The sequence below is a fragment of the Ruegeria jejuensis genome, from assembly GCF_041537905.1.
In the GTDB taxonomy this organism is placed as follows: Bacteria; Pseudomonadota; Alphaproteobacteria; order Rhodobacterales; family Rhodobacteraceae; genus Ruegeria_C.
Genome location: NZ_JBGRUO010000005.1, coordinates 228,525 through 249,872, shown reverse-complemented (window position 1 = coordinate 249,872; position 21,348 = coordinate 228,525). Strand labels below are relative to the sequence as shown.

The following is a 21,348-nucleotide window of genomic DNA, read 5'->3' as shown; positions in this document are numbered from 1 at the left end:
TGCCAGGTAACGGGCTATCGAATGCGGGCGCCGCTTTCTGAGTCGAAGATCATTGCGCGCTCTGGCCGCAGGGTCAGGCTGACGCGGCTGCCTTCGGCACTGCGTTCATCGTCACGTTCCTCGACGATCAGCTTGTCACCGTTGGCTGCAGTCAGGTAGCTGTAAGAGACACCGCCAAGCGCCTCGGTCAGGTCCACCGACAGCGCATCGCCGCTGCGGTCCAAGCCGATATGTTCGGGGCGCAGGCCCAGCGTGATCTTGCTGGCCCCGGCCGGGATCGGCGCAGGCGGATCCAGCGGTGCGGACAGCGCCGGGTGGGTCAGCTTGCCGTCGACCACGTCACAATCAAGGAAGTTCATCGAGGGCGAGCCGATGAAACCCGCGACAAAGCGGTTATCGGGATTGCGGTAGAGCTCAAGCGGCGCGCCAACCTGTTCGATACGCCCGTCGCGCAGCACCACGATCTTGTCGGCCATGGTCATCGCCTCGACCTGGTCGTGGGTCACATAGATCATCGTGGCGCCGATTTCCTTGTGCAGGCGGGCGATTTCAACCCGCATCTCGACCCGCAATTCCGCATCCAGGTTCGACAGCGGTTCGTCAAACAGGAACACGTCGGGTCCGCGCACGATGGCGCGGCCGATGGCGACCCGCTGGCGCTGGCCGCCCGACATGGCCTTGGGCTTGCGTTTCAAATAGGGGCCGAGTTTCAGGATGTCCGAGGCCTCCTGCACCTTCTTGTCGATCTCGGCCTTGGCGACGCCGTTCATTTTGAGGCCGAAGCCCATGTTTTCGGCCACCGTCATATGCGGATAAAGCGCGTAGGTCTGGAACACCATCGCCACGCCGCGCTTGGCCGGGTCCAGATGGGTCACGTCGCGTTGCCCGATGCTGATCTTGCCATCCGAGGTTTCCTCAAGCCCCGCGATCATCCGCAGCAAGGTGGATTTGCCGCAGCCCGAGGGGCCGACAAAGACACAGAACTCGCCATCCTCGATTTGCAGATCGACCCCATGGATCACCTGGGTTTGTCCATAGCGCTTGATTGCGCCTTCCAGCGTCACACCTGTCATGTCGCCATCGCCTCTTTGTGAAGTGTTTCCGGAAAGCGCCAGGCTTGTGCCTCGCGCCCAATGTCATCAGCGGCCTGTCGCACGCGCGGGGCCCAGTCTTCGAGTGTTTTCAGGTCGGTCCGGCTGGTGGGGCCGGTGATCGACATCGCGCCCAGCATGCGCCCGCCTGGAGTCAGAATCGGGGCGGCGATGCAGATAATGCCGGGTTCATGCTCTTCGCGGTCGAAGGCATAACCACGGTCGCGAATCGCTGCGAGTTCGGTGCGCAGCGCTGATTCCGAGGCCAGCGTATGGGGGGTAAACCGGTGAAAGCTCTGCTGCTGGATCGCCCGGTTCAGCGCCTCGTCGGGCAGGAAGGCAAGCATCGCCTTGCCGACGCCGGTGCAATAGGCCGGGCCGACTTTACCGGCCTGCGAGTACATCTCGACCGGGTCGTCCGCGTTGCGTTTGTCGACATAAAGCACCTGGCTGGCATCAAGCTGCGCCAGATGCACGGTTTCGCCCAGATCGCGACTGAGCGCATCCAGATGCGGCCGCGCGATAGGTGCCAGCGAGCTATGGGTCCAGGCAGCATGGGCCAGCCGCACCAGCCTGATTCCCAGCGCATAAGATTGCCGATCGGGATCGTAGCTGAGCATGCCCTGATTCGTGAGGGTCTGCAGAAAGCGGTAGAGCGTGGCCTTGGGGAACGGGCTGTGATCGAGCAATTCGCCAAAGCGCACAGGGCGATTGAACCTTGCTACAAGGTCCAGCACATCACATGCTTTGCCAACTGTACCGTCCCCTGACATGCGGTGACGTCTCCTCCCTTGCTCCTGCCCTCCCGCAGGATTGGTGTTGACAACACTAGCCGGAATGATGTGTAGTTTTCAACATGTAAAACACGGTTTCAAATAATGGAACCAAATGGAAGCTACAGGGAGGAAACCATGCATTCCATGACGAAGCGGACTTTGGCCGCTCTTGCCGCCTGCACGGCATTGTCGGCGCCGGCCTCGGCGCAAGTCAGCGGCGATCTGTCGATCTTTCTCGACACGTCGAACCCCGCGCCGCGCGCAACAATGGAAGCGATGATCGCGCGTTTTGGCGAGAAGAACCCTGATCTCAACATCGAAATCACGGTGATCGACCGCGAAGCGTACAAGACCCAGATCCGCAACTTCCTGACGGCCAACGCACCGGATGTGGCAACCTGGTATGCCGCCAACCGGATGAAGCCTTATGTCGATGCGGGTCTGTTCGAGGATGTGTCAGATCTGTGGGCAGAGCCGATGTTCGCCGACGATCTGAAGTCGACCAAAGGCGCGATGACCATCGATGGCAAGCAGTGGGGCGTGCCCTATACCTACTACCAGTGGGGCGTGTATTATCGCAAAGACATCTTTGACGAGCTGGGCCTGAGCGAGCCGACCACCTGGGAAGAGGAAAAGGCCAATTGCGAAAAGATCGTCGCATCGGGCCGCGCCTGCTATACAATCGGCACCAAGTTCCTGTGGACCGCCGGTGGCTGGTTCGACTACCTGAACATGCGCACCAATGGCTATGACTTCCACAACCAGCTGGCCAATGGCGAAATCAGCTGGGAAGACGACCGGGTCAAGCAGACGTTCATGAACTGGAAAGAGCTCATCGACATGGGCGCGTTCATCGACAACCACCAGACCTACAGCTGGCAGGAAGCGCTGCCCTTCATGGTCAATGGTGAAGCGACCGCCTACCTGATGGGGAACTTCGCCGTGGCACCGCTGCGCGATGCGGGTCTGACCGATGATCAGCTTGACTTCTACCAGTTTGTCGAGATCACTCCGGGCGTGGAAAAGGCGGAAGACGCGCCGACCGATACGTTCCACATCCCGTCCGCTGCCAAAAACAAGGATGCGGCTCGCGAATTCCTGCGCTTTGTCGCCTCGCCTGAGGAGCAGACCATCATCAACAACGGCAAGAACCTCGGCCAGCTGCCCGTGAACTCGAAATCCACCGTGGATGACGACAAGTTCTTGCAGAAGGGCTTTGTCATGCTGAGCGAAAACAGCCCCGGTGGCGTGGCCCAGTTCTGGGATCGCGATGCACCGGCGGAAATGGCCAAAGTGTCGATGGAAGGCTTCCAGGAATTCATGGTCAAGCCCGACAGCCTCGACAAGGTCCTCTCCAAGCTCGAACGCGCACGCGGTCGTATCTACAAGTAAGCGAGATGGGGTGAAAACCCCATCCTGTTCCTGACAACGCGGCCGGGCGGGGCACCCGCCGGTCGCACCCCACACGTTTCAGAGGGATGGCCGACATGACCGCCTCGACCGATATCCTAGACGATAAACCCGAAAGCTGGTTCCATCGCAACCAACAGGCCATTGCGCCCTGGCTGTTTCTGGCGCCGGGTATCCTGTTCTTTGTTGTCTATGTGATTGCCCCGGTATTCCAGTCCTTCAACCTGTCGCTTTATCAATGGGATGGGCTGGGGCAGGCGGAATATATCGGCCTGCGCAACTACGAGGACCTGTACTATGAATGGGTCGATCGCGATGCGTTTTATGTCTCGCTCAAGAACAACCTGATCTGGCTGGTGCTTTATCTGCTGGCGATCCCTGCCGGTCTGTTCATTGCGCTCTTGCTGAACCAGACCGTGTTTGGCATCCGGCTGTACAAGTCGCTGTTCTTCTTCCCCTTTGTGATCAGCCAGGTTGTCGTGGGCCTCGTGTTCACGTGGTTCTATGATCCCACCTTCGGGTTGCTGAACCAGATGATCGGCGTGTTCGGCCTGGGGCCGATCAACGTACTCGGCAATGAACATCTGGTAACCTATGGCATCATTGCCGCAGGGCTCTGGCCGCAGACCGCTTATTGTATGATCCTCTATCTTACCGGCCTGAACGCGGTCGATCCCGAACAGATCGAGGCCGGGCGTCTGGATGGCGCAAAAGGCGCCAAGATGCTGTGGTATATCGTGCTGCCGCAATTGCGGCCCGCCACCTTCATCGCGTTCGTGGTGACAATCATCGGCGCGCTCAGGTCCTTTGACCTGATCTCGGTCATGACCCAGGGCGGACCCTTCGGGTCGTCCCGCGTGCTGGCCTATTACATGTTCGAAGTGGCGCTGTCGGAATACGGGTTCCGCATGGGCTATGGCGCTGCTATCGCCGTGGTGCTGTTCATGATCATGATGTGCTTCATCGTCTACTTCCTGTGGTCGATGTATCGCGAAGAGAAGGGACACTAAGCCATGTTTCCCACACCAATCGAAAAACAGTCGCAAGCCGCCCAGATCACCTACAAGGCGCTGTTGCCTGTTGCCCTGTTGCTCTGGCTGGGGCCGCTACTGGCGGTGGCGCTCTTCTCGGTCAAACCGGATGCGGATTTCGTCAACGCCAACTACTGGGGTCTGCCGTCCTCCTTCGAGTTCATGCACAATTACGGACAGGTCTTTTTCAACAGCGATATGCCGCGCTACATGCTGAACTCGATCCTGATCACCGTGCCCACGGTGATCGGGGCGGTGGCGCTGAGTTCGATGACCGGCTTTGCCCTTGGCATCTACAAGTTCAAGTCGAACCTGTGGATCTTCTTCATGTTTGTGGCGGGCAACTTCGTGCCGTTCCAGATTCTGATGGTGCCGGTGCGCGACCTGACCCTGGAACTGGGGCTTTATAACACCAAGACGGGCCTCGTGCTGTTCCATATCGCGTTCCAGACCGGCTTCTGCACGTTGTTCATGCGCAACTTCATCAAGGCGCTGCCCTTTGCTCTGATCGAAGCGGCGCGTGTTGAAGGCATCAGCGAGATCAAGATCTTCTGGTATGTGGTCCTGCCGCTGATGAAACCGGCGCTGGCCGCGCTCAGCGTGCTGATGTTCACCTTCATCTGGAACGACTATTTCTGGGCGGTGGTGCTGACGCAAGGCGCCGAGAGCCAGCCGGTCACGGCGGGCATCACCAGCTTCAACGCGCAGTTCCGAGCCGCGTATCACCTGATGAGTGCAGGCAGCATCGTAGCGGCGCTGCCGCCGGTGGCGATGTTCTTCCTGATGCAGAAACACTTTATCGCGGGTCTCACCCTCGGAGCCGTCAAGTAATGATAAGAACATGGTCGCTGCATGATGAGCGGCAATCTCTGGTGCTCGCGGCCCATCGCGAGCACCTTCCCGAAGTTGTGTATTTCGGGCCGCGTCTGCCGGATGGCGAAAGCGCGGAAACGCTGTTCATGGCTTACGGGCTGGATCTGACCGGGGGGATGCTGGATGCAAACCCCGAATTGTCGATTTGTCCCGAGGCCACGCGCAGTTTCCCCGGTCAGCCCGGACTGATCGTCCGTGACGGCGACGGCACGCCGCTGTTACCCAAGTTCTGCTATGAAAGCGAAGAGGTCGATGAGCGTCATCTGGTCCTGACGTATCGGGACGAAGCGCACCGGCTGACCTATCAGGCTCGGTTCTCGATCGATCCCAAGACCCATATCATCGAGGCGCAGGCCTCGCTTGAGGCCGATCGCCCGGTGCTGCTGCACTGGCTCAGCGCGCCGGTTTTCCCCGGCCCGCAGCTATCGGACGAGATGCTGGATTTCGCCGGGCGCTGGTGTGGTGAGTTCCAGATGAACCGCACCGCATGGTCGCCCGGAATCCGCTATCGCGAAAACCGCACGGGGCGCACCGGGCATGAGCATTTCCCCGGCCTGATCGTGCCGGTGCGCGGTGCGACCAATGCGCAGGGGCAGGCCTATGGGTTCCATTACGGTTGGTCCGGCGGGCACCGGATGGTGGCCGAGGAACTGCCCGATGGCCGTCGCCAGATCCAGTTCGGGCAGGCCGCACGGATGGAGCGCGACGCGCTCACCCGGTTCGAGACCGCGCCGCTTTATGCGGTGTTCTCCAATGACGGGATCAATGGTTGCGCCGTCGCCTTCCAGCGCCATCTGCGCGACCGGATCGTGGCCTTTCCCAAGCCCGACCGCGCCCGGCCCGTACACTACAATTGCTGGGAAGCGGTCTATTTCAACCACAACCTGCCGGAGTTGAAGGACATCGCGGAACGCGCCGCCGATCTGGGCGCGGAACGCTTCGTGCTGGATGATGGCTGGTTCGGGCAGCGCGATGACGACACCTCATCGCTTTCCGATTGGGAGGTCGATCCGCGCAAGTATCCCGATGGTCTCGACCCCCTGATCAAACATGTTCATTCGCTGGGTATGACCTTCGGCATCTGGTTCGAGCCCGAGATGATCAACCCCGACAGTTCGATCCACCGGGCGCATCCGGAATGGGCGCTGGGGGGCGAGGACCAGATCCTGGGCCGTCAGCAGAAGGCGCTGAACATGGCGCTGCCAGAGGTGCGGGAGTTCCTGTACGAGCGAATGGCGGCGATCCTGTCGGGCCACGACATCGACTATATCAAATGGGACCATAACCGCGTTCTGCCCATGCCCGACGCGGCGCAGACGCGGGGCTCTTATGCGCTGATCGACCGGCTGCGCGCCGATTTCCCACATGTGGAGATCGAAAGCTGCGCCTCCGGAGGCGGTCGGATCGATTTCGGCATTCTCAAACGCACCCAGCGGGTCTGGCTGAGCGACAGTAACGACGCGCTGGAGCGGTTGCGCATCCAGCATAACGCGTCGATCTTCCTGCCCATGGCCGTGACGGGCAGTCATGTCGGCCCGCGGGTCTGCCACACTTCGGGCCGCGTGCTGGACATCCGCTTTCGCGCCTGGGTGGCCGCCCAGCGGCATATGGGGTTCGAAATGGACCCGCGTGAACTGACCGAAGACGAGGCGGCGGTGCTGAAGGGCGTGACCGCGTGGTGGAAGGCCAATCGCGACTGGCTCTATTACGCCGATATCCTGCGGCTCGACAGCCCCGATCCGTCGGTGATTGCCGAACAGCAGCAAACCACCGATGGCTCGCGCTTCGTGGTCTTTGCAGGCAAGGCCGACACCTCGGCCCAGATCGCGCCACGCCCGCTGCGGCTGACGCGGCTGGAAGCGGACGCGCTCTATCAGGTCGAACTGCGCCGCACCGCCGAGGCGCCGCCGACACTGTCGCGCGGCAATCCGGTTCTGAAACAACAACCCGTGACGCTGAGCGGGCAATATCTGATGAGCTACGGGCTGACCCTGCCCTGGAGCTTCCCACAGAGCATGTGGGTGATCGAAGGCAAGAAACTATGAGCGAGCGACGCAACCGCGGCTGGTATGGCATGCTGGACAAGGATGGTTTTGTCCGCCGGTCCTGGATGAAGAACCAGGGTTTTCCCGACCATGCCTTTGACGGGCGACCCGTCATCGGCATCTGCAACACATGGTCGGAACTTACGCCCTGCAACTCGGGCCTGCGCGAACTGGCCGAAGGGGTGAAGCGCGGTGTGTGGGAGGCGGGCGGTTTCCCGGTGGAATTCCCGGTGATGTCGCTGGGCGAGACCCAGATGAAGCCCACGGCGATGCTCTTCCGCAACCTGCTGTCGATGGATGTGGAGGAGAGCATTCGTGCCTATGGCATGGACGGCGTGGTGCTGTTGGGCGGCTGCGACAAGACCACGCCGGGGCAGCTGATGGGCGCGGCCTCGGTCGATCTGCCGACCATCGTGGTCAGTTCCGGCCCGATGCTGAACGGCAAGTGGAAGGGGCGCGATCTGGGCTCGGGCACCGATGTGCGCAAATTCGCAATGGACGTGAAGGCGGGCGACATGACGCTCAAGGATTTCATGGCAACTGAATCTGGCATGAGCCGGTCCAAGGGCGTTTGCATGACCATGGGCACCGCCTCGACCATGTCCTCGCTGACCGAGGCGATGGGCCTGGCGCTGCCGATGAACGGCTCGCTACCGGCGGTTGATGCGCGGCGCATGGCACTGGCGCATATGACCGGCAAGCGCATCGTCGAGATGGTCGAGGAAGAGCTGAAACTTTCGGATGTGCTGACCAAGGCGAGCTTTGAAAACGCCATTCTGGCCAATGCTGCGCTTGGCGGTTCAACCAATGCGGTGGTGCATCTTCTGGCACTGGCGGGTCGGGTCGGCGTGGACCTGACCATGGAGGATTTCGAGATCGGTGGTGAGATCCCGCTGCTCGTGAACTGCATGCCGTCGGGCAACTACCTGATGGAGGATTTCTGCTATGCGGGCGGCGTGCCTGTGGTGCTGAAAGAGCTCAGCCACAAGCTGCGCGCAGCCAATACGGTGATGGGCAAGGACATCTCGCATTATTACGGCGAGGCCGAATGCTATAACCGCGACGTCATCTATCCCTTTGATGCCCCACGCAAACCTGCCGCCGGGTTGCGGGTGCTGCGCGGCAATCTGGCCCCCAAGGGCGCGATCGTGAAACCCTCAGCGGCCAGCGATCATCTGCTGGAGCATGAGGGCGAGGCCTATGTTTTCGAGACCATCGAAGAGCTGAAGGCCAATATCGACCGCGACGACCTGCCGGTGGATGAGAACACCATCCTCGTGCTGAAGCATTGCGGGCCCAAAGGCTATCCCGGTATGCCAGAGGTTGGCGATATGCCGGTCCCCGCCAAACTGGTGAAGAAAGGCGTTCGCGACATCGTGCGAGTCAGCGATGCGCGCATGTCTGGCACGGCCTTTGGCACGGTGATCCTGCATGTCAGCCCTGAGGCGACCGCAGGCGGACCGCTGGCGCTGGTGCGCACGGGCGACCGGATCAAGGTGTCAGCTGCGAACGGGGTGCTGGAACTGCTGGTATCCGACGAGGTGCTGGCGGAGCGCCGCGCCGAATGGGCCGCACCTGCGCCGCATTACACGCGCGGCTATGCAAAGATGTATGTCGATCATGTGTTGCAGGCCGATCAGGGGGCCGATCTGGATTTTCTGGTCGGCAAGGATACGCGCCCGGTCACGCGGGAGAGCCACTGATGCCAACCGCAAACAAGATTTTTCAAAAAATCTTGGGAAGAGAATTCGAGTTTTCTTCCCGCTCAGTTGAGAGGTAAGCGAATGACACAAGTTATACACCCGGACCTGAAGGGCGCGTCGGTCTATATCACCGGCGGCGGCTCGGGCCTTGGCGCGTCGCTGACCGACGGGTTCATGGGGCAAGGGGCCAATGTCGCCTTTATCGGACGTTCGGATGCCAGTGAATTCGTGGCCGAAATGCAAGAAAAGCATGGCCGCGCGCCGCTTTTCATGCAGGGCGACATCACCGATACCGACCGGCTGCTGGAAACCATGCGGCAGGCGGGGGATGCCCATGGACCGATTCGGGTGTTGGTCAACAACGCCGCCAATGACAAGCGGCACTCGCTGGAAGAGGCGACGCCGGATTTTTGGGACTGGATGCAGGCGATCAACCTCAAAGCCTATTACTTTGCCTGCAAGGAGGCCGCTCGGCAGATGCAGGAGGGCGGCTCAATCATCAATTTCAGCTCGATCAGTTACATGATGGGCAATGCAGGCTACACCGCCTATACCACCGCCAATGCGGGCATCACCGGCATGACGCGGTCATTGGCGCGCGAGCTCGGGCCGCAGAAAATCCGCGTTAACGCGCTTGCACCCGGTTGGGTTCTGACTCAGAAGCAGCTTGATCAATGGGCCACCCCCGAAGGGCTGGAGGCGCATCTGGAGCGGCAATGCCTGAAAGAGCATCTGACGCCGGATGACATGATCGGGCCGGTGCTGTATCTGGCCTCTGATGCCAGCCGGATGATGACAAGCCAATGTATGGTCGTGGATGGCGGCGTTGTGGTGACGGGATAGGATATGAGCGTCGAAGCCGAATGGATCGCGGTCGACTGGGGCACCTCGCACTTGCGGGTCTGGGCCATGCAGGGCACGCGCGCCGTGGGCGAAGCCCGTTCGGACAAAGGCATGGGCCGACTGGCACGGTCCGAGTTTCAGGGTGCGTTGCTGGAACTAGCGGCGGACTGGTTGGATGACACCCCGGTTGACGTGATCGCCTGTGGCATGGTTGGTGCGCGGCAGGGCTGGGTCGAGGCACCTTATGCCACGGTCCCGGTTGCGCCGCTCTCGGGTGCGCCGATACGGGTGCCGGGGACTGACCCGCGCCTTCGGGCCTATGTGGTGCCCGGCCTGAAACAAGCCAAACCGGCGGATGTGATGCGCGGCGAGGAAACCCAGATCGCCGGATTCTTGGCACTCAACAAGGATTGGGACGGGGTGATCTGCCTGCCCGGCACCCATTCCAAATGGGTGCATGTGAGCGCGGGCGAAGTGGTCAGTTTCCAGACCTTCATGACCGGCGAGATGTTCGATCTGCTGTCGAAATCTTCGGTCCTGCGCCATTCTGTGGGCGAGGGCTGGGATGACGAGATCTTTCGCGAGGCGGTCGAGACGACATTGTCGAAACCCGAAAGCATGGCGGCGCGGCTTTTTGGCATCCGCGCCAGCGATCTGCTGGAGGCGACCGACGGTGCGGTGTCCCGCGCCCGCCTCTCTGGTCTGCTGATCGGGGCGGAACTGGCCGCTGCACGACCCTATTGGCTGGGTCAACAGATCGCCCTGATAGGCGCATCACAGATGTCCGCAATATACGCCAAGGCACTGGAGTTACAGGGTGTCCCGGCGACGATCGCGGATGGCCAACAAATGACACTTGCCGGGTTGAATGCAGCTCGGAAACTGCTGGAGCACTGAAATGGAACGAGCTATTATCGCGATCCTGCGCGGTCTTGACCCGCAGGATGCTATCCCCATGAGCGAAGCGCTGATCTCTGCCGGGATCACCCGGATCGAGGTGCCGCTAAACTCGCCAAACCCGTTGCAAAGCATTGCTGACATGGCGCGCGCCTGCGGCGACCGGGCGCTGATCGGCGCCGGAACCGTGCTGACGGTGGACCAGGTCGAACAGGTGGCCGATGCGGGCGGCAAGCTCATCGTCTCGCCCAATTGCGATACCGAGGTGATCGCGCGCAGCCGGGCGCTGGGGCTGGAAAGCTGGCCGGGTATCTTCACCCCGACAGAGGCCTTTGCCGCGCTCAAGGCCGGGGCCAGCGGTTTGAAACTGTTCCCCGGCAATATGGCGGGACCCGGCGGATTGAAGGCGATGCGCGCCATCCTGCCCGCCGGTACGCAGGTCTATGCCGTGGGCGGCGCGGGACCGGAGAATTTCGGAGAATGGGTCGCGGCGAGCGCCGACGGGTTCGGCATCGGTTCGGCCCTGTTCAAGCCCGGCATGTCGGTGACTGATGTCAGCGCCCGCGCGGCCGATATCGTGGCGGCGTATGACGAGGCCATCTGATGAGCCGGGTTTTCGACGACCGCCCCTGCGCGTTGGGCGAAGGGCCGCTCTGGCATCCGAAGCGCCAACAACTCTTCTGGTTCGACGTCCTCGGCAAGCGGCTAATGACGCGCGACGGGGATGGCGCGCGGGATTGGCAGTTTGACGAGTATGTCTCGGCCGCAGGCTGGGTGGACCGCGAGACGCTGCTGATCGCGTCTGAAACCGGCCTCTGGCGGTTCGACCTGCAGAGCGGTACGCGCGATCTGGTGGTGGCGCTTGAGGCCGAGAATCAAGTGACGCGCTCGAATGACGGGCGGGCGGATCCGTGGGGCGGATTCTGGATCGGGACGATGGGCAAGCAGGCCGAGCAGGGCGCTGGCGCGATCTATCGCTTCTATCGCGGTGAGCTGCGGCAGCTGGTCCCGGATGTCACGATCTCGAACGCGATCTGCTTCGCGCCGGACCGTCGCTGCGCTTACTACACAGATACCGCAACAAGTCAGGTGATGCGCCAACCTTTGGAGGCGGAGAGCGGCTGGCCCGAAGGCGAGCCACATGTGTTTCTGGACCTGCGCGTGGATGGTCTGAACCCTGACGGTGCGGTGGTGGATGAGGATGGCAATGTCTGGATTGCCCAATGGGGCGCGAACCGTGTGGCGGCCTATTCGCCCTTGGGCACTTTCCTAAAGGCGGTGCGCTTTGGCGGGCGGCATACGTCCTGCCCCGGCTTTGGCGGGCCGGAGTTTCGCGATCTCTACTGCACCACCGCGCGGCACGGGATTGACGCGAAGAGGCTGCGAACCGAGCCGGAAAACGGCATGACTTTTGTGGCGGAAGACGTGGGCCGGGGCCGCGCCGAGTATCAGGTGATCTTATGAGACCGGAACTGGGCGTCTGTTACTATCCTGAACACTGGCCGAAAGAGCGTTGGGCCGAGGATGCCGCGCGCATGGTTGAAATGGGCCTGACATGGGTGCGCATCGGTGAGTTCGCCTGGAGTCGGATCGAGCCCGTGCCAGGGCAGTTGCAGCTCGATTGGCTGGATCGCGCCATTGAGGTGCTGGGTGCGGCAGGGCTCAAGGTGGTGCTGGGTACGCCTACTGCGACGCCGCCGCGCTGGATGATCGACCGACACCCGGACATGCTGACCGTGGATGCGGATGGCAAGCCGCGCAAGTTCGGGTCGCGGCGGCATTATTGCTTCAGCCATGCCGGGTATCTGGACGAATGCGTGCGGATCACCGAGATCCTCGCTCGGCGCTATGCGAATAACCCTCATGTCGCGGCGTGGCAGATCGATAATGAATATGGCTGCCATGACACGACGCTAAGCTATAGCGAGGCCGCGCGCCGCGGGTTCCGCAACTGGCTGACCGCGCGTTATGGTGATGTTGCGGCGTTGAACCGCGCTTGGGGCAATGTGTTCTGGTCGATGGAATATGGCACCTTTGACGAGGTTGATCTGCCCAACCTCACAGTGACTGATCCGAACCCGTCGCATGTGCTGGCCTTCCGGCGCTACAGTTCGGATCAAGTGGTGCGCTTCAACCGGGCGCAGGCCGAAGTGCTGAAGGCCCATACCAACGCGCCGTTGATCCATAATTACATGGGCCGGGTGCTGGAATTCGATCATTTCGAGGTCGGCGATGATCTGGATATCGCCAGTTGGGACAGCTATCCGATCGGGTTCCTGTCCGACCGGCTGGACGAGGACGCGGCGCACAAGCTGGCCTTTCTGCAGCAGGGCGATCCCGACATGCAGGCGATGCACCACGATCTCTACCGCGCCGTGGGGCGCGGGCGCTGGTGGGTGATGGAGCAGCAGCCCGGCCCGGTGAACTGGGCACCTTATAATCCCGCGCCACTGCCGGGAATGGTCCGGCTCTGGTCGCTGGAGGCAGTGGCGCACGGGGCCGAGGTGGTCAGCTATTTCCGCTGGCGGCAGGCCCCGTTTGCGCAGGAGCAATATCACGCCGGCCTCTTGCAGCCTGATGGCCGCGACGCGGTCGGAGCGGATGAAGCCGCGCAGGTGGCTGGTGATCTGGCAAAGCTGGGCGATCTGACACAGACGCAGGTGCAGGTGGCGATCCTGTTCGACTATCCGTCGGACTGGGCCTGGGCAGCGCAGCCGCAGGGGGCGGGGTTTAACTATTTCAACCTGATCCTGTCGGCCTATAAGGCGCTGCGCCGCGCGGGGCTTTCGGTTGATTTCCTGCCCTCGCGGCAGCGCGATTTCGACGGCTATGACCTGATCCTTGCGCCGGGACTGGCGGTTCTGCCGCCTGATCTTAGCGCGGCGCTCAGCGCGTCGGGCGCGCAGGTGGTGCTGGGACCGCGCAGCGGGGCGATCACCGAGGAATACCAAGTGCCTGAAACGGGCCGCCCCGGCGTGGCGGGATTGGACGTGCATATCGATCTGGTCGAGTCGCTACCCCCAGATCATACCCGCGCAGTGTCTGGCGGCGGGCAGGTGATCCACTGGCAGGAGCAGTTGAGCGGCACCGCCAAGGTGCTGCTAAGGTCTGACGCGGGCGCGCCCGTGCTGATGAGCAGCGGAGGGCTCAGCTATCTCGGGGCCTTCCCGGATGAGGCGCTTTGGGACCGGATCGTCGAACAGGCGGCTGGTCGCGCGGGGCTAGCCGTCATGCGTTTGCCCGAGGGTCTGCGCTTGCGTGACATGGGCGCGCATCGCTTTGCGGTGAACTACAATGCCCATGCGGTGGAGTGGAACGGCGCGCAGCTTGAACCCTGCGGCGTGGCGGTCTGGAAGGATGGCGCAAGGGTTCTCTGACGGGTCTTGGTGACGGGTGATATTGACCGGTGGGCGATGATCGCCCATCCTCGCAGGCATTGTTCTCTTTGCGCGTCCCATGGACCGTGACCATTTCCAAAGGCTGACTCCATGACAGATGCGTCGACCAAGCGTTATCGCCTCGATACCCATCGGCTGCGCGATCCGTCGCAGACGCTGGCTCTGGTGCAGCCGCATTTAAAACGCATGGGCATCACACGGGTGGCCAACCTGACCGGGCTGGACCGGATCGGGCTGCCCACGGTGATGGTATGCCGGCCCAACTCGCGCTCTGTCGCGGTGTCGCTCGGCAAGGGGCTGTCGCTGGAGGCGGCTCAAGCGTCGGGCGTGATGGAGGCGATCGAAAGCTGGCATGCCGAGCGGATCACGCGACCGCTGCGCCGGGCGTCTTTTGTGGACTTACGGGCTGAGGTGAACGTGGCCGATATCGACAGGCTGCCAAAGGTCACCGGCGGGCGCTTCGACCCGCATCGCCGTCTGCTCTGGATCGAAGGTCATGACCTGGGCGCAGACATGCCCTGTTGGGTGCCCTATGAGATGGTAGATACCGACTATACCGAGCCGCCCAATGGCGGCCATTGCGCCTTTCCGCGCTCGACCAACGGGCTGGCCTCTGGCAATGACCTGAATGAGGCGACCTGTCACGCGATCTGCGAAGTGATCGAGCGGGACGCAACCACGCTCTGGCATCAGGGGCCGCGCGACCAGCGCGTCGATCCGGCGACAATCGACGATCCGCGTTGCCGCGAGGCGTTGGAGCGGTTCGCCGATGCCGGGATTGATGTGGGGGTGTGGAACACCACCTCGGATGTGGGCGTCGCCTGTTTTCATTGCGCGATCTGCGAGGCGGGGGCGCAGCCGGGACATATCGGGCTGGGCGATGGCTGCCACCCGGACCGGGCGATTGCGCTGCTGCGTGCCCTGACCGAGGCGGCACAGACGCGGCTCACCTATATCTCGGGTGCGCGCGACGATCTGGAGGCCGAGGACTTTACCGACAGTGCTCTGCATGCGCGAGGTCGCTACGTGCGCGAGTTGATCGACGGGGCAGCGCCGACTGCTGATTTCCTCGACTGCCCCAGCAACGCGACCGAGTCCTTTGCGGGCGATCTCGATTGGCTGGTGACGCGGCTGGCTTCGGTTGGGATCAGGCAGGTGATCTCTGTCGATCTGTCACAACAGGGGCTCGACATTGCCGTGGTGCGCGCTGTTATACCGGGGCTGGAGGCGCCGCATGACGACCCCGATTTCGTGCCGGGTGCGCGGGCGATGGGGGTACGCGCATGAGCGTGGTGGTTTTTGTCGGCCCGACGCTGGGGCAGCGGGCCGTAGGTGAGATTTTGCAAGCCGAGATTCTGCCGCCGGTGCGGCAGGGCGATGTCTATCGTGTCGCGCGCGAGAGCCCGCGCGCCATCGGTATCATAGACGGGTATTTCGAAGGCGTCCCCTCGGTCTGGCACAAGGAAATCCTCTGGGCGATGGAGCAGGGCATACCGGTCTTCGGCAGCGCCAGCATGGGCGCGCTGCGCGCCGCTGAACTGGCCGATTTCGGGATGATTGGCGTGGGCCGGATATTCGAGGATTACTACGCGCGCGTGCTGGAAGATGATGACGAGGTGGCGGTGCTGCACAGCCTGGCAGAGCTGGGATTTCAGCCGCTGAGCGAGCCGATGGTGTCGATCCGTGCCACCGTGGCGCGGGCTTTGGAGACCGGGGTACTGTCGCCGGGCCCGGCAGAAGCGATCCTGAAGGCGGGCAAGGCGCTGCAGTATCGGGAACGGGATTGGCCACGTATCCTGACCGTGCTTGCACAGGAGTATGATCTGAACGCGTTCAGCGACTGGCTGCCCGAGGGTAAAGTTGATGCAAAGCGCGAGGATGCCTGCGAGATGCTGCGGCAAATGGCGGCGTATCTGGAGAGCGGGACAGAGGCTCCGGAGGCTCCGGTTCGGGTCGAACGGACATTGGCCTGGCAGGGCTTGACCCGGCGCATTGATGGCGACACCACGCGAGATCGCTCGGGCGCCCAAGACCTGCTGGATGAGTTGCGACTTGATCCGGCCCGCTTTGCGGAGCTGCGCGAGCGGGCGATGCTGGGCGTGCTGGCGCAGGAAGACGCCGCGCGACGCGGATTGCATGCGGATCGCGAGGCGCTGATGGCGCAGATGGACCGCCACCGCGCTCAGGCCGGGTTGACGCAGCGGCGCGATATCTTGCATTGGCTGGAGGCCAATGATCTGGATGAATCCGGGTACGAGGACTTTCTGGGCAGCGCCGCGCTCACCGACGAGATACGCGCGCTGCGTGCTGACCGGCTGGAGCCACATATGCTTTCGGCGCTGCGGTGGGCGGGGGGTTATACCGACCTCAAAGCCCGGGCCGAGGCCAAGGAGGCGGCCTTGCAGGGCGCTGAAAACGGTGCCTTTTCCGGGCAGGACCGGCTGCGACTTCTGATCTGGTACTTTGAGGAACGCTTGGGTCAACCGGTCCCGGAGGACCTCGATGAGCATGCCCAAACCCTTGGGCTCGCGGATCGCGAAGAATTCTGTACACTGATCGCGCGCGAGTTCCTGTATTCTCAGGGTGTCGGCGATACTGCCGGGGCGTCAGACGCATAGTTGAACGATTGGAGGGACGCATGTACGAACCTGACCTGCCGGAGGACGAAGCGCCGGGCACGCGGTTCCTGCTCTTTCCGCAATCGCCGTTTTTCGAAAGCAACCCGAGGCCGGAACTGGTCGAGGTCTCGGCCCCGCCCGGTTCGCTGGCTGCCGGGCCGTCCGGGCCGCGCATGTACACGGTCAACCCGGCGGGCAAGACCACGCCTTTTGGCGCAATCGTTGAGGGGCCAAACGGGCCGGGCATGTATCTGCCGCCCTGGGACGGGCCGGTTAACCCACCCGCAGAGCCCGATGAGGACGGCAACTTCACCCATCTCGATCCCTCGGATCCGGCCTTTGAAGCCGCGCACCTCTTCGGGTCCGCACACTTCACCATGGATGTCTGGGAGGGCTATTTCGGCCGCCCGATCCCGTGGCATTTCGAACGCGATTTCGACCGGCTGGAACTGTCGCTGCTGCCCAGTCTCGACAACGCGCATATCGGCTGGGGGTTTCTGGAAACCGGCGGCACCTGGGAACATGGCGACGAATACCGCGCCTATAGCCTGAATTTCGACGTGGTCGCGCATGAGATCGGCCATGCCATCATCTACAGCGTGATCGGCATGCCCGCGCCCGAGGATACGCCCGGCGAGTATTATGGCTTTCACGAATCTGCGGCCGACATGGTGGCGCTGGTGGCGGCGCTGCATTTCGGCTCGGTGGTTGAGGAGTTGCTGGAGAACACGCGCGGCAATCTCTATTCCTTCAACCGGCTCAGCCGCTTTGCGGAATTGTCGGAAAACGCCCAGATTCGCATGGCGGCCAATGATAAGACCCTGTCGCAATTCGAATGCGGCTGGAGCAGTGAACATGCGCTGTCTGAACCGTTGACCGGGGCGATGTTCGACATTTTCGTCGATATCTACCACGAGCGATTGCTGGTCCATGATCTGATCTCGCCAGAGATGGAGGATCTGTCGGACCAGTTAGAGGATTCGCCCGAATATGGCGAGGTCATGCAGGAGATGTTCGACGAGCGCTACGCTGAGAACCCCGACGGGTTCCGCATCGCGCTGCTGGAGGCGCGAGATTTCCTGGGCTCTTACCTGGCCGATGCCTGGAGTCGGCTGGATGCCGAGATGCTGAGTTATATGGGCGTCGAGCAAGCGCTGCTGCAGGTGGATCAGGACATCACCGACGGCGCGTTTCAGCAGATCATCGAGGGCAATTTCCGCATGCGCGAAGTGGGTGTCGTAGAAGTGGGGCCAAGATTGACCGAGCCGGATGAGCACAGCCACGCAGTGTCGACGCGCACCCGTGTGCCGGAGTGAACCATGCGTAAATTTCTTTGTGATTGGAGAATTTTATGGCACGGTGGCTGAAGGAGTTATTCTTATCTTTATTTGGGTCCCGGCCTGGCGGGACCACCACATCGGGATTGGGGGCGGACTGCCCGGATGAAATCCCTCAGACACAAGGAGTGGGTGAAGTGGGCGAGTCTTTACTCAATTTTTCGGAAGTGCTGCTATTTGGACGCGTAATCACGGAACTGGAATACAAGAACGGCAGAGGTGATGGCTGTGGCCGGAACAGGTTCCTGGAAGAGCAGGTCGCGCCTGGTCCCGAGGACGACGGTGTAAGGTATCCCCGATTTGCGCGGATTTACGGGTTTTCCTATGACGGCGCATATTATGAACTGCCTTCACCTTCGCTGTTTCTGGTGCAATGCAAGGGAAGAAGCGTCAACGAATTTGGGGGAAAACCAGACGCCCCTGGGAACCTTGCATCGCGCGCACCTAATGAGCCGGGACTAACCGGGATTGCGGCGGCAGATTTCCAGTTTGCTGACGATATCTGCGTCTGGGATGTGCAGCAATCCGATTACACGATCCGCATGGAAGTTGTGAATGGCCGCTATGAGCAGGTCTTGCTGGATATGTTCTTTGGCACCGAAATGCCAGGCGTGACCGGTGCCAAAGTGAGCGGCGCGAAAGTCAGCGGGGCCAAAGTGTCCGGCGCGAAAGTCAGTGGAGCCAAGGTCTCCGGTGCCAAAGTCAGCGGTGCAAAGGCTCGCGGCGGCGACTGAGTTTTTTCAAGATTGATTGGAGAGGGGCGTGCATCAGGCGCGCCCTTTTTGGTTTTGGGCCAGATGAGGCCCGGCTCAGAAACCGGCCTTCTTCAACCCTTCGACGAAATGCTGGGTGTCATCCTCCAGCTTGTCGGGCTGGATCTTCGCCCAGTGATCGAGCGAGAAGTTGGGATGGGCCGCGCGATGCTTGTCCGCGATTTCGCGGGCGATATCCATCTTGCCCAGTTGCGCATAGCTGGCGGCCAGCATTCGCTGTCCCTCGGTGGGGTTGTTCATCTTGTTCACGGTCTCGATGACATCGTCATATTGCTTGAGATTGTAATAGGCCCCGCCCAGATGCCACAGATACTGATCCGGGAAATACGGGTTCAGCCGCATCGCCTGTTTTAGATGGTGGATGGCGGTTTCATTGTCACCCGAATGGGCCATTGCATCGGCATAGTCGGAATGCAGATCAGCGTCGTTGGGGTTGAGTGCCAGCGCGCGCCGATACGAGCCGAGCGCCGCGTCGTGATCTTTGCGGTAGAGATGCACGAAGCCCAGTTCTCCGAACCCGCGCGCATCGGTCGGGTCCAGGTTGACGGCCCGTTGGGCAAACCCCAGTGCGGTGTCCAGCGCCTGATCGGAATCATTGGTCCAGGAATACCGCCAGTCGATATTCAGTGTCCGCGACAGCGCGGCGGAGGCGCGGGCATAGCCTTCGTCGCGTTCCAACGCCTGTTCATAAAGCGAATGCGCCTCGTGATTGTCCTGCCGCGTGTATTTATACAGGTATTGCTGGCCGCGCAGCACATAGCCATATGCGGCAAGATCATTAGGCACCGCCTGCGCCAGCCGCTGGCGTTCCTGCGACTCGATCAGTACCGCAGTTGAGGCGACGATGGATTCGGTCACCTCGTCCTGGATGGCAAAGATGTCGTCAATCACCCGGTCATACCGTTCGCCCCAGATGGTGCGTTCGGAATCCGCATCGATCAGTTCGACGCTAATCCGGATTCTGTTGCCCGCCCGGCGCACGCTGCCGCGTGTGATATACCGTACACCCAACTTGGCCGCCGCGTCCTGTGGCGACATGAACTGCGCCTTGAAGAAAAACGTCGAATTGCGCGCAATGACAAAGAGGTTCCTGAATTTCGACAGGTTGAGGATGATGTCATCGGTCAGCCCGTCGGCCACCCAGCCATCAGACGGGTCGCCACCCATGCTGACGAATGGCAACACTGCGACCGAGGGTGTGTCCGGCCGCATTGGTTCCTCGACGGCGGTCGGATTGGGCCGCAGCGTCGCGGCCATGGTCACACCTTCGACCTCGCTGCGCACGCAATAGGTGGGGACCGGGTTGGCAATGTTCTTGAGCGTCTGCGGGCCCAGGAACTCATAGCCATAACGGAGCCGGTTGCGTATCTGTTCATAGACCGTGGCGCTGACGCAGACGCGGCCGGGTTCGGCAATCTCCTGCAGGCGCGCTGCGATGTTGACGATGTCGCCATGAACGCCGCGCTCATCGGTCATGATCTCGCCAAGATGAACGCCGGCCCGGAAATGGATGCGCTGATCTTCTTCGCGGGATTCGTTGTTCTCGTCAGCGATGCGGTGCAGTTCCACCGCAAAGCGCACCGCGCTTGAGGCGGTGTCAAAAAGCGCCAAAACCCCGTCGCCACGGATCTCGGCCACATGCCCGTCGAACTTGCGGCAGGCATCCTCGAGCCGAACCAGCAGGGATTTCAGCGCGCTATAGGTGTCGACCTCATTCTGGCCCATCAGCCGGGAATACCCGACCACATCGGCAAACAGCACCGCCCCAAGCCGGTGCTTGATCTCAGAACTTGGGCTGTCTGCGCTCACGTTCCGTGCTCCACCTCTGTTCTACACCCGGGTCTGGCCATGGGCCATAACCCCATTCCCTCCGTCGAAATTGACAAATCTAGATGAACTTAAATTGCATCTGGGTCAATGAGCGGCCAAGTCCACCCCGAGGATCCTACCTCGCCCATCCCTACGCTGGTCTCGGCGCTAAGCTCGCTGGACAAGGGCTGGCGGCGCGCATCCCATTCATCCTTTAAGAGACCTACGACTAACATGTCAAAGAATCTTCCCTGCGCAAACCATGCTTTGCGCATGCGTCCCTCTATTTGAAATCCAAGCTGTCCCAGCACCTGATGACTGGTATGGTTGTCCTCACGATAGTAGGAGGTGATCCGGTTCAAGCCAAGCTGTCGAAAGGCCAAATCCAGCATTAACGCAGCGGCGCGGGTGCCCACACCCTGCCCACGCAGGGAAGGGTCGAGGAATGTTGCGATGACGCCGTCCCGATTCGTAGGCGATATCCCCTCAAGCCCGACGATGCCCACCCCCACATTGGCTTCCGATTCGATGACAAACCAGCAGCGCTCGCACTCTGTCGTTTGCTCGACCGCGCGTTCCCAAGCGTGTTCTGTACCCGTCAGGTTGAGCGGCATGCGGCAGGTTCGATCGAAGGCGGCCAGATCATCGACATTGCGAAACCACCGGGAGATCAATGTCAAATCTGCTTTCTCCAACGGTCTGAGCGCATAATGGCCCTGGGGTCGATCCGACATAATTGGCATC

Annotated in this window: 18 protein-coding genes; 14 read left to right on the top strand and 4 right to left on the bottom strand. The window is 61.6% G+C overall.

The annotated features are described in order from the left end of the window. Positions 1-14 precede the first annotated feature (14 nt). Complete coding sequence (locus AB1E34_RS08595; RefSeq protein WP_372571924.1) at positions 15-1,073, bottom strand: ABC transporter ATP-binding protein; 1,059 nt, start codon at positions 1,071-1,073, stop codon at positions 15-17. Further along, on the bottom strand, positions 1,070-1,864 hold the full coding sequence (locus AB1E34_RS08590; protein ID WP_372571923.1) for an IclR family transcriptional regulator: 795 nt from the start codon (positions 1,862-1,864) through the stop codon (positions 1,070-1,072). Before AB1E34_RS08590 ends, AB1E34_RS08595 begins: the two co-directional genes overlap by 4 nt. Before the next feature lie 138 nt (positions 1,865-2,002). On the opposite strand from AB1E34_RS08590, the gene AB1E34_RS08585 reads away from it, so the two are divergent. From AB1E34_RS08585 to AB1E34_RS08520, 14 genes are all read left to right on the top strand, one after another. Continuing rightward, positions 2,003-3,259, top strand: coding sequence for an ABC transporter substrate-binding protein (locus AB1E34_RS08585; protein ID WP_372571922.1), 1,257 nt, complete (start codon positions 2,003-2,005; stop codon positions 3,257-3,259). A 95-nt stretch (positions 3,260-3,354) separates the two neighbouring features. Then, the gene (locus AB1E34_RS08580; RefSeq protein ID WP_372571921.1) at positions 3,355-4,287 is read left to right on the top strand and encodes a carbohydrate ABC transporter permease; all 933 of its coding nucleotides are present in this window, start codon (positions 3,355-3,357) and stop codon (positions 4,285-4,287) included. Between the two features lie 3 nt (positions 4,288-4,290). Then, complete coding sequence (locus AB1E34_RS08575) at positions 4,291-5,139, top strand: carbohydrate ABC transporter permease (RefSeq protein WP_372571920.1); 849 nt, start codon at positions 4,291-4,293, stop codon at positions 5,137-5,139. Further along, positions 5,139-7,226, top strand: coding sequence for an alpha-galactosidase (locus AB1E34_RS08570; protein WP_372571919.1), 2,088 nt, complete (start codon positions 5,139-5,141; stop codon positions 7,224-7,226). Before AB1E34_RS08575 ends, AB1E34_RS08570 begins: the two co-directional genes overlap by 1 nt. Then, positions 7,223-8,929, top strand: a complete 1,707-nt coding sequence (locus tag AB1E34_RS08565) for an IlvD/Edd family dehydratase (RefSeq protein WP_372571918.1) — start codon at positions 7,223-7,225, stop codon at positions 8,927-8,929. The genes AB1E34_RS08570 and AB1E34_RS08565 overlap by 4 nt, the downstream gene beginning before the upstream one ends. Positions 8,930-9,010: 81 nt before the next feature. Continuing rightward, the gene (locus AB1E34_RS08560) at positions 9,011-9,772 is read left to right on the top strand and encodes an SDR family NAD(P)-dependent oxidoreductase (RefSeq protein ID WP_372571917.1); all 762 of its coding nucleotides are present in this window, start codon (positions 9,011-9,013) and stop codon (positions 9,770-9,772) included. A 3-nt stretch (positions 9,773-9,775) separates the two neighbouring features. Then, entirely contained in the window at positions 9,776-10,669 is an 894-nt protein-coding gene (locus tag AB1E34_RS08555; RefSeq protein ID WP_372571916.1) for a 2-dehydro-3-deoxygalactonokinase, read from the top strand. Position 10,670: 1 nt separating this feature from the next. After that, positions 10,671-11,273 carry a 2-dehydro-3-deoxy-6-phosphogalactonate aldolase gene (locus tag AB1E34_RS08550; RefSeq protein ID WP_372571915.1) on the top strand — a complete coding sequence of 201 codons (603 nt, stop codon included), beginning with the start codon at positions 10,671-10,673 and terminating at the stop codon, positions 11,271-11,273. Next, the gene (locus AB1E34_RS08545; protein ID WP_372571914.1) at positions 11,273-12,133 is read left to right on the top strand and encodes an SMP-30/gluconolactonase/LRE family protein; all 861 of its coding nucleotides are present in this window, start codon (positions 11,273-11,275) and stop codon (positions 12,131-12,133) included. The genes AB1E34_RS08550 and AB1E34_RS08545 overlap by 1 nt, the downstream gene beginning before the upstream one ends. Then, positions 12,130-14,046: a beta-galactosidase gene (locus tag AB1E34_RS08540; protein ID WP_372571913.1), complete on the top strand. Its 1,917-nt coding sequence runs from the start codon at positions 12,130-12,132 to the stop codon at positions 14,044-14,046. The genes AB1E34_RS08545 and AB1E34_RS08540 overlap by 4 nt, the downstream gene beginning before the upstream one ends. Before the next feature lie 111 nt (positions 14,047-14,157). Next, on the top strand, positions 14,158-15,354 hold the full coding sequence (locus tag AB1E34_RS08535) for a YcaO-like family protein (protein ID WP_372571912.1): 1,197 nt from the start codon (positions 14,158-14,160) through the stop codon (positions 15,352-15,354). Beyond that, positions 15,351-16,685 carry a TfuA-like protein gene (locus AB1E34_RS08530; RefSeq protein ID WP_372571911.1) on the top strand — a complete coding sequence of 445 codons (1,335 nt, stop codon included), beginning with the start codon at positions 15,351-15,353 and terminating at the stop codon, positions 16,683-16,685. The genes AB1E34_RS08535 and AB1E34_RS08530 overlap by 4 nt, the downstream gene beginning before the upstream one ends. 20 nt (positions 16,686-16,705) lie before the next feature. Beyond that, positions 16,706-18,001, top strand: coding sequence for a gluzincin family metallopeptidase (locus AB1E34_RS08525; RefSeq protein WP_372571910.1), 1,296 nt, complete (start codon positions 16,706-16,708; stop codon positions 17,999-18,001). A gap of 35 nt (positions 18,002-18,036) precedes the next feature. Further along, on the top strand, positions 18,037-18,756 hold the full coding sequence (locus AB1E34_RS08520; protein ID WP_372571909.1) for a hypothetical protein: 720 nt from the start codon (positions 18,037-18,039) through the stop codon (positions 18,754-18,756). 75 nt (positions 18,757-18,831) lie between these two features. On the opposite strand, the gene AB1E34_RS08515 is transcribed toward AB1E34_RS08520, so the two are convergent. After that, positions 18,832-20,604 carry a tetratricopeptide repeat protein gene (locus AB1E34_RS08515; protein ID WP_372571908.1) on the bottom strand — a complete coding sequence of 591 codons (1,773 nt, stop codon included), beginning with the start codon at positions 20,602-20,604 and terminating at the stop codon, positions 18,832-18,834. Positions 20,605-20,693: 89 nt separating this feature from the next. Then, on the bottom strand, positions 20,694-21,338 hold the full coding sequence (locus AB1E34_RS08510) for a GNAT family N-acetyltransferase (RefSeq protein WP_372571907.1): 645 nt from the start codon (positions 21,336-21,338) through the stop codon (positions 20,694-20,696). Between the last annotated feature and the right edge of the window lie 10 nt (positions 21,339-21,348).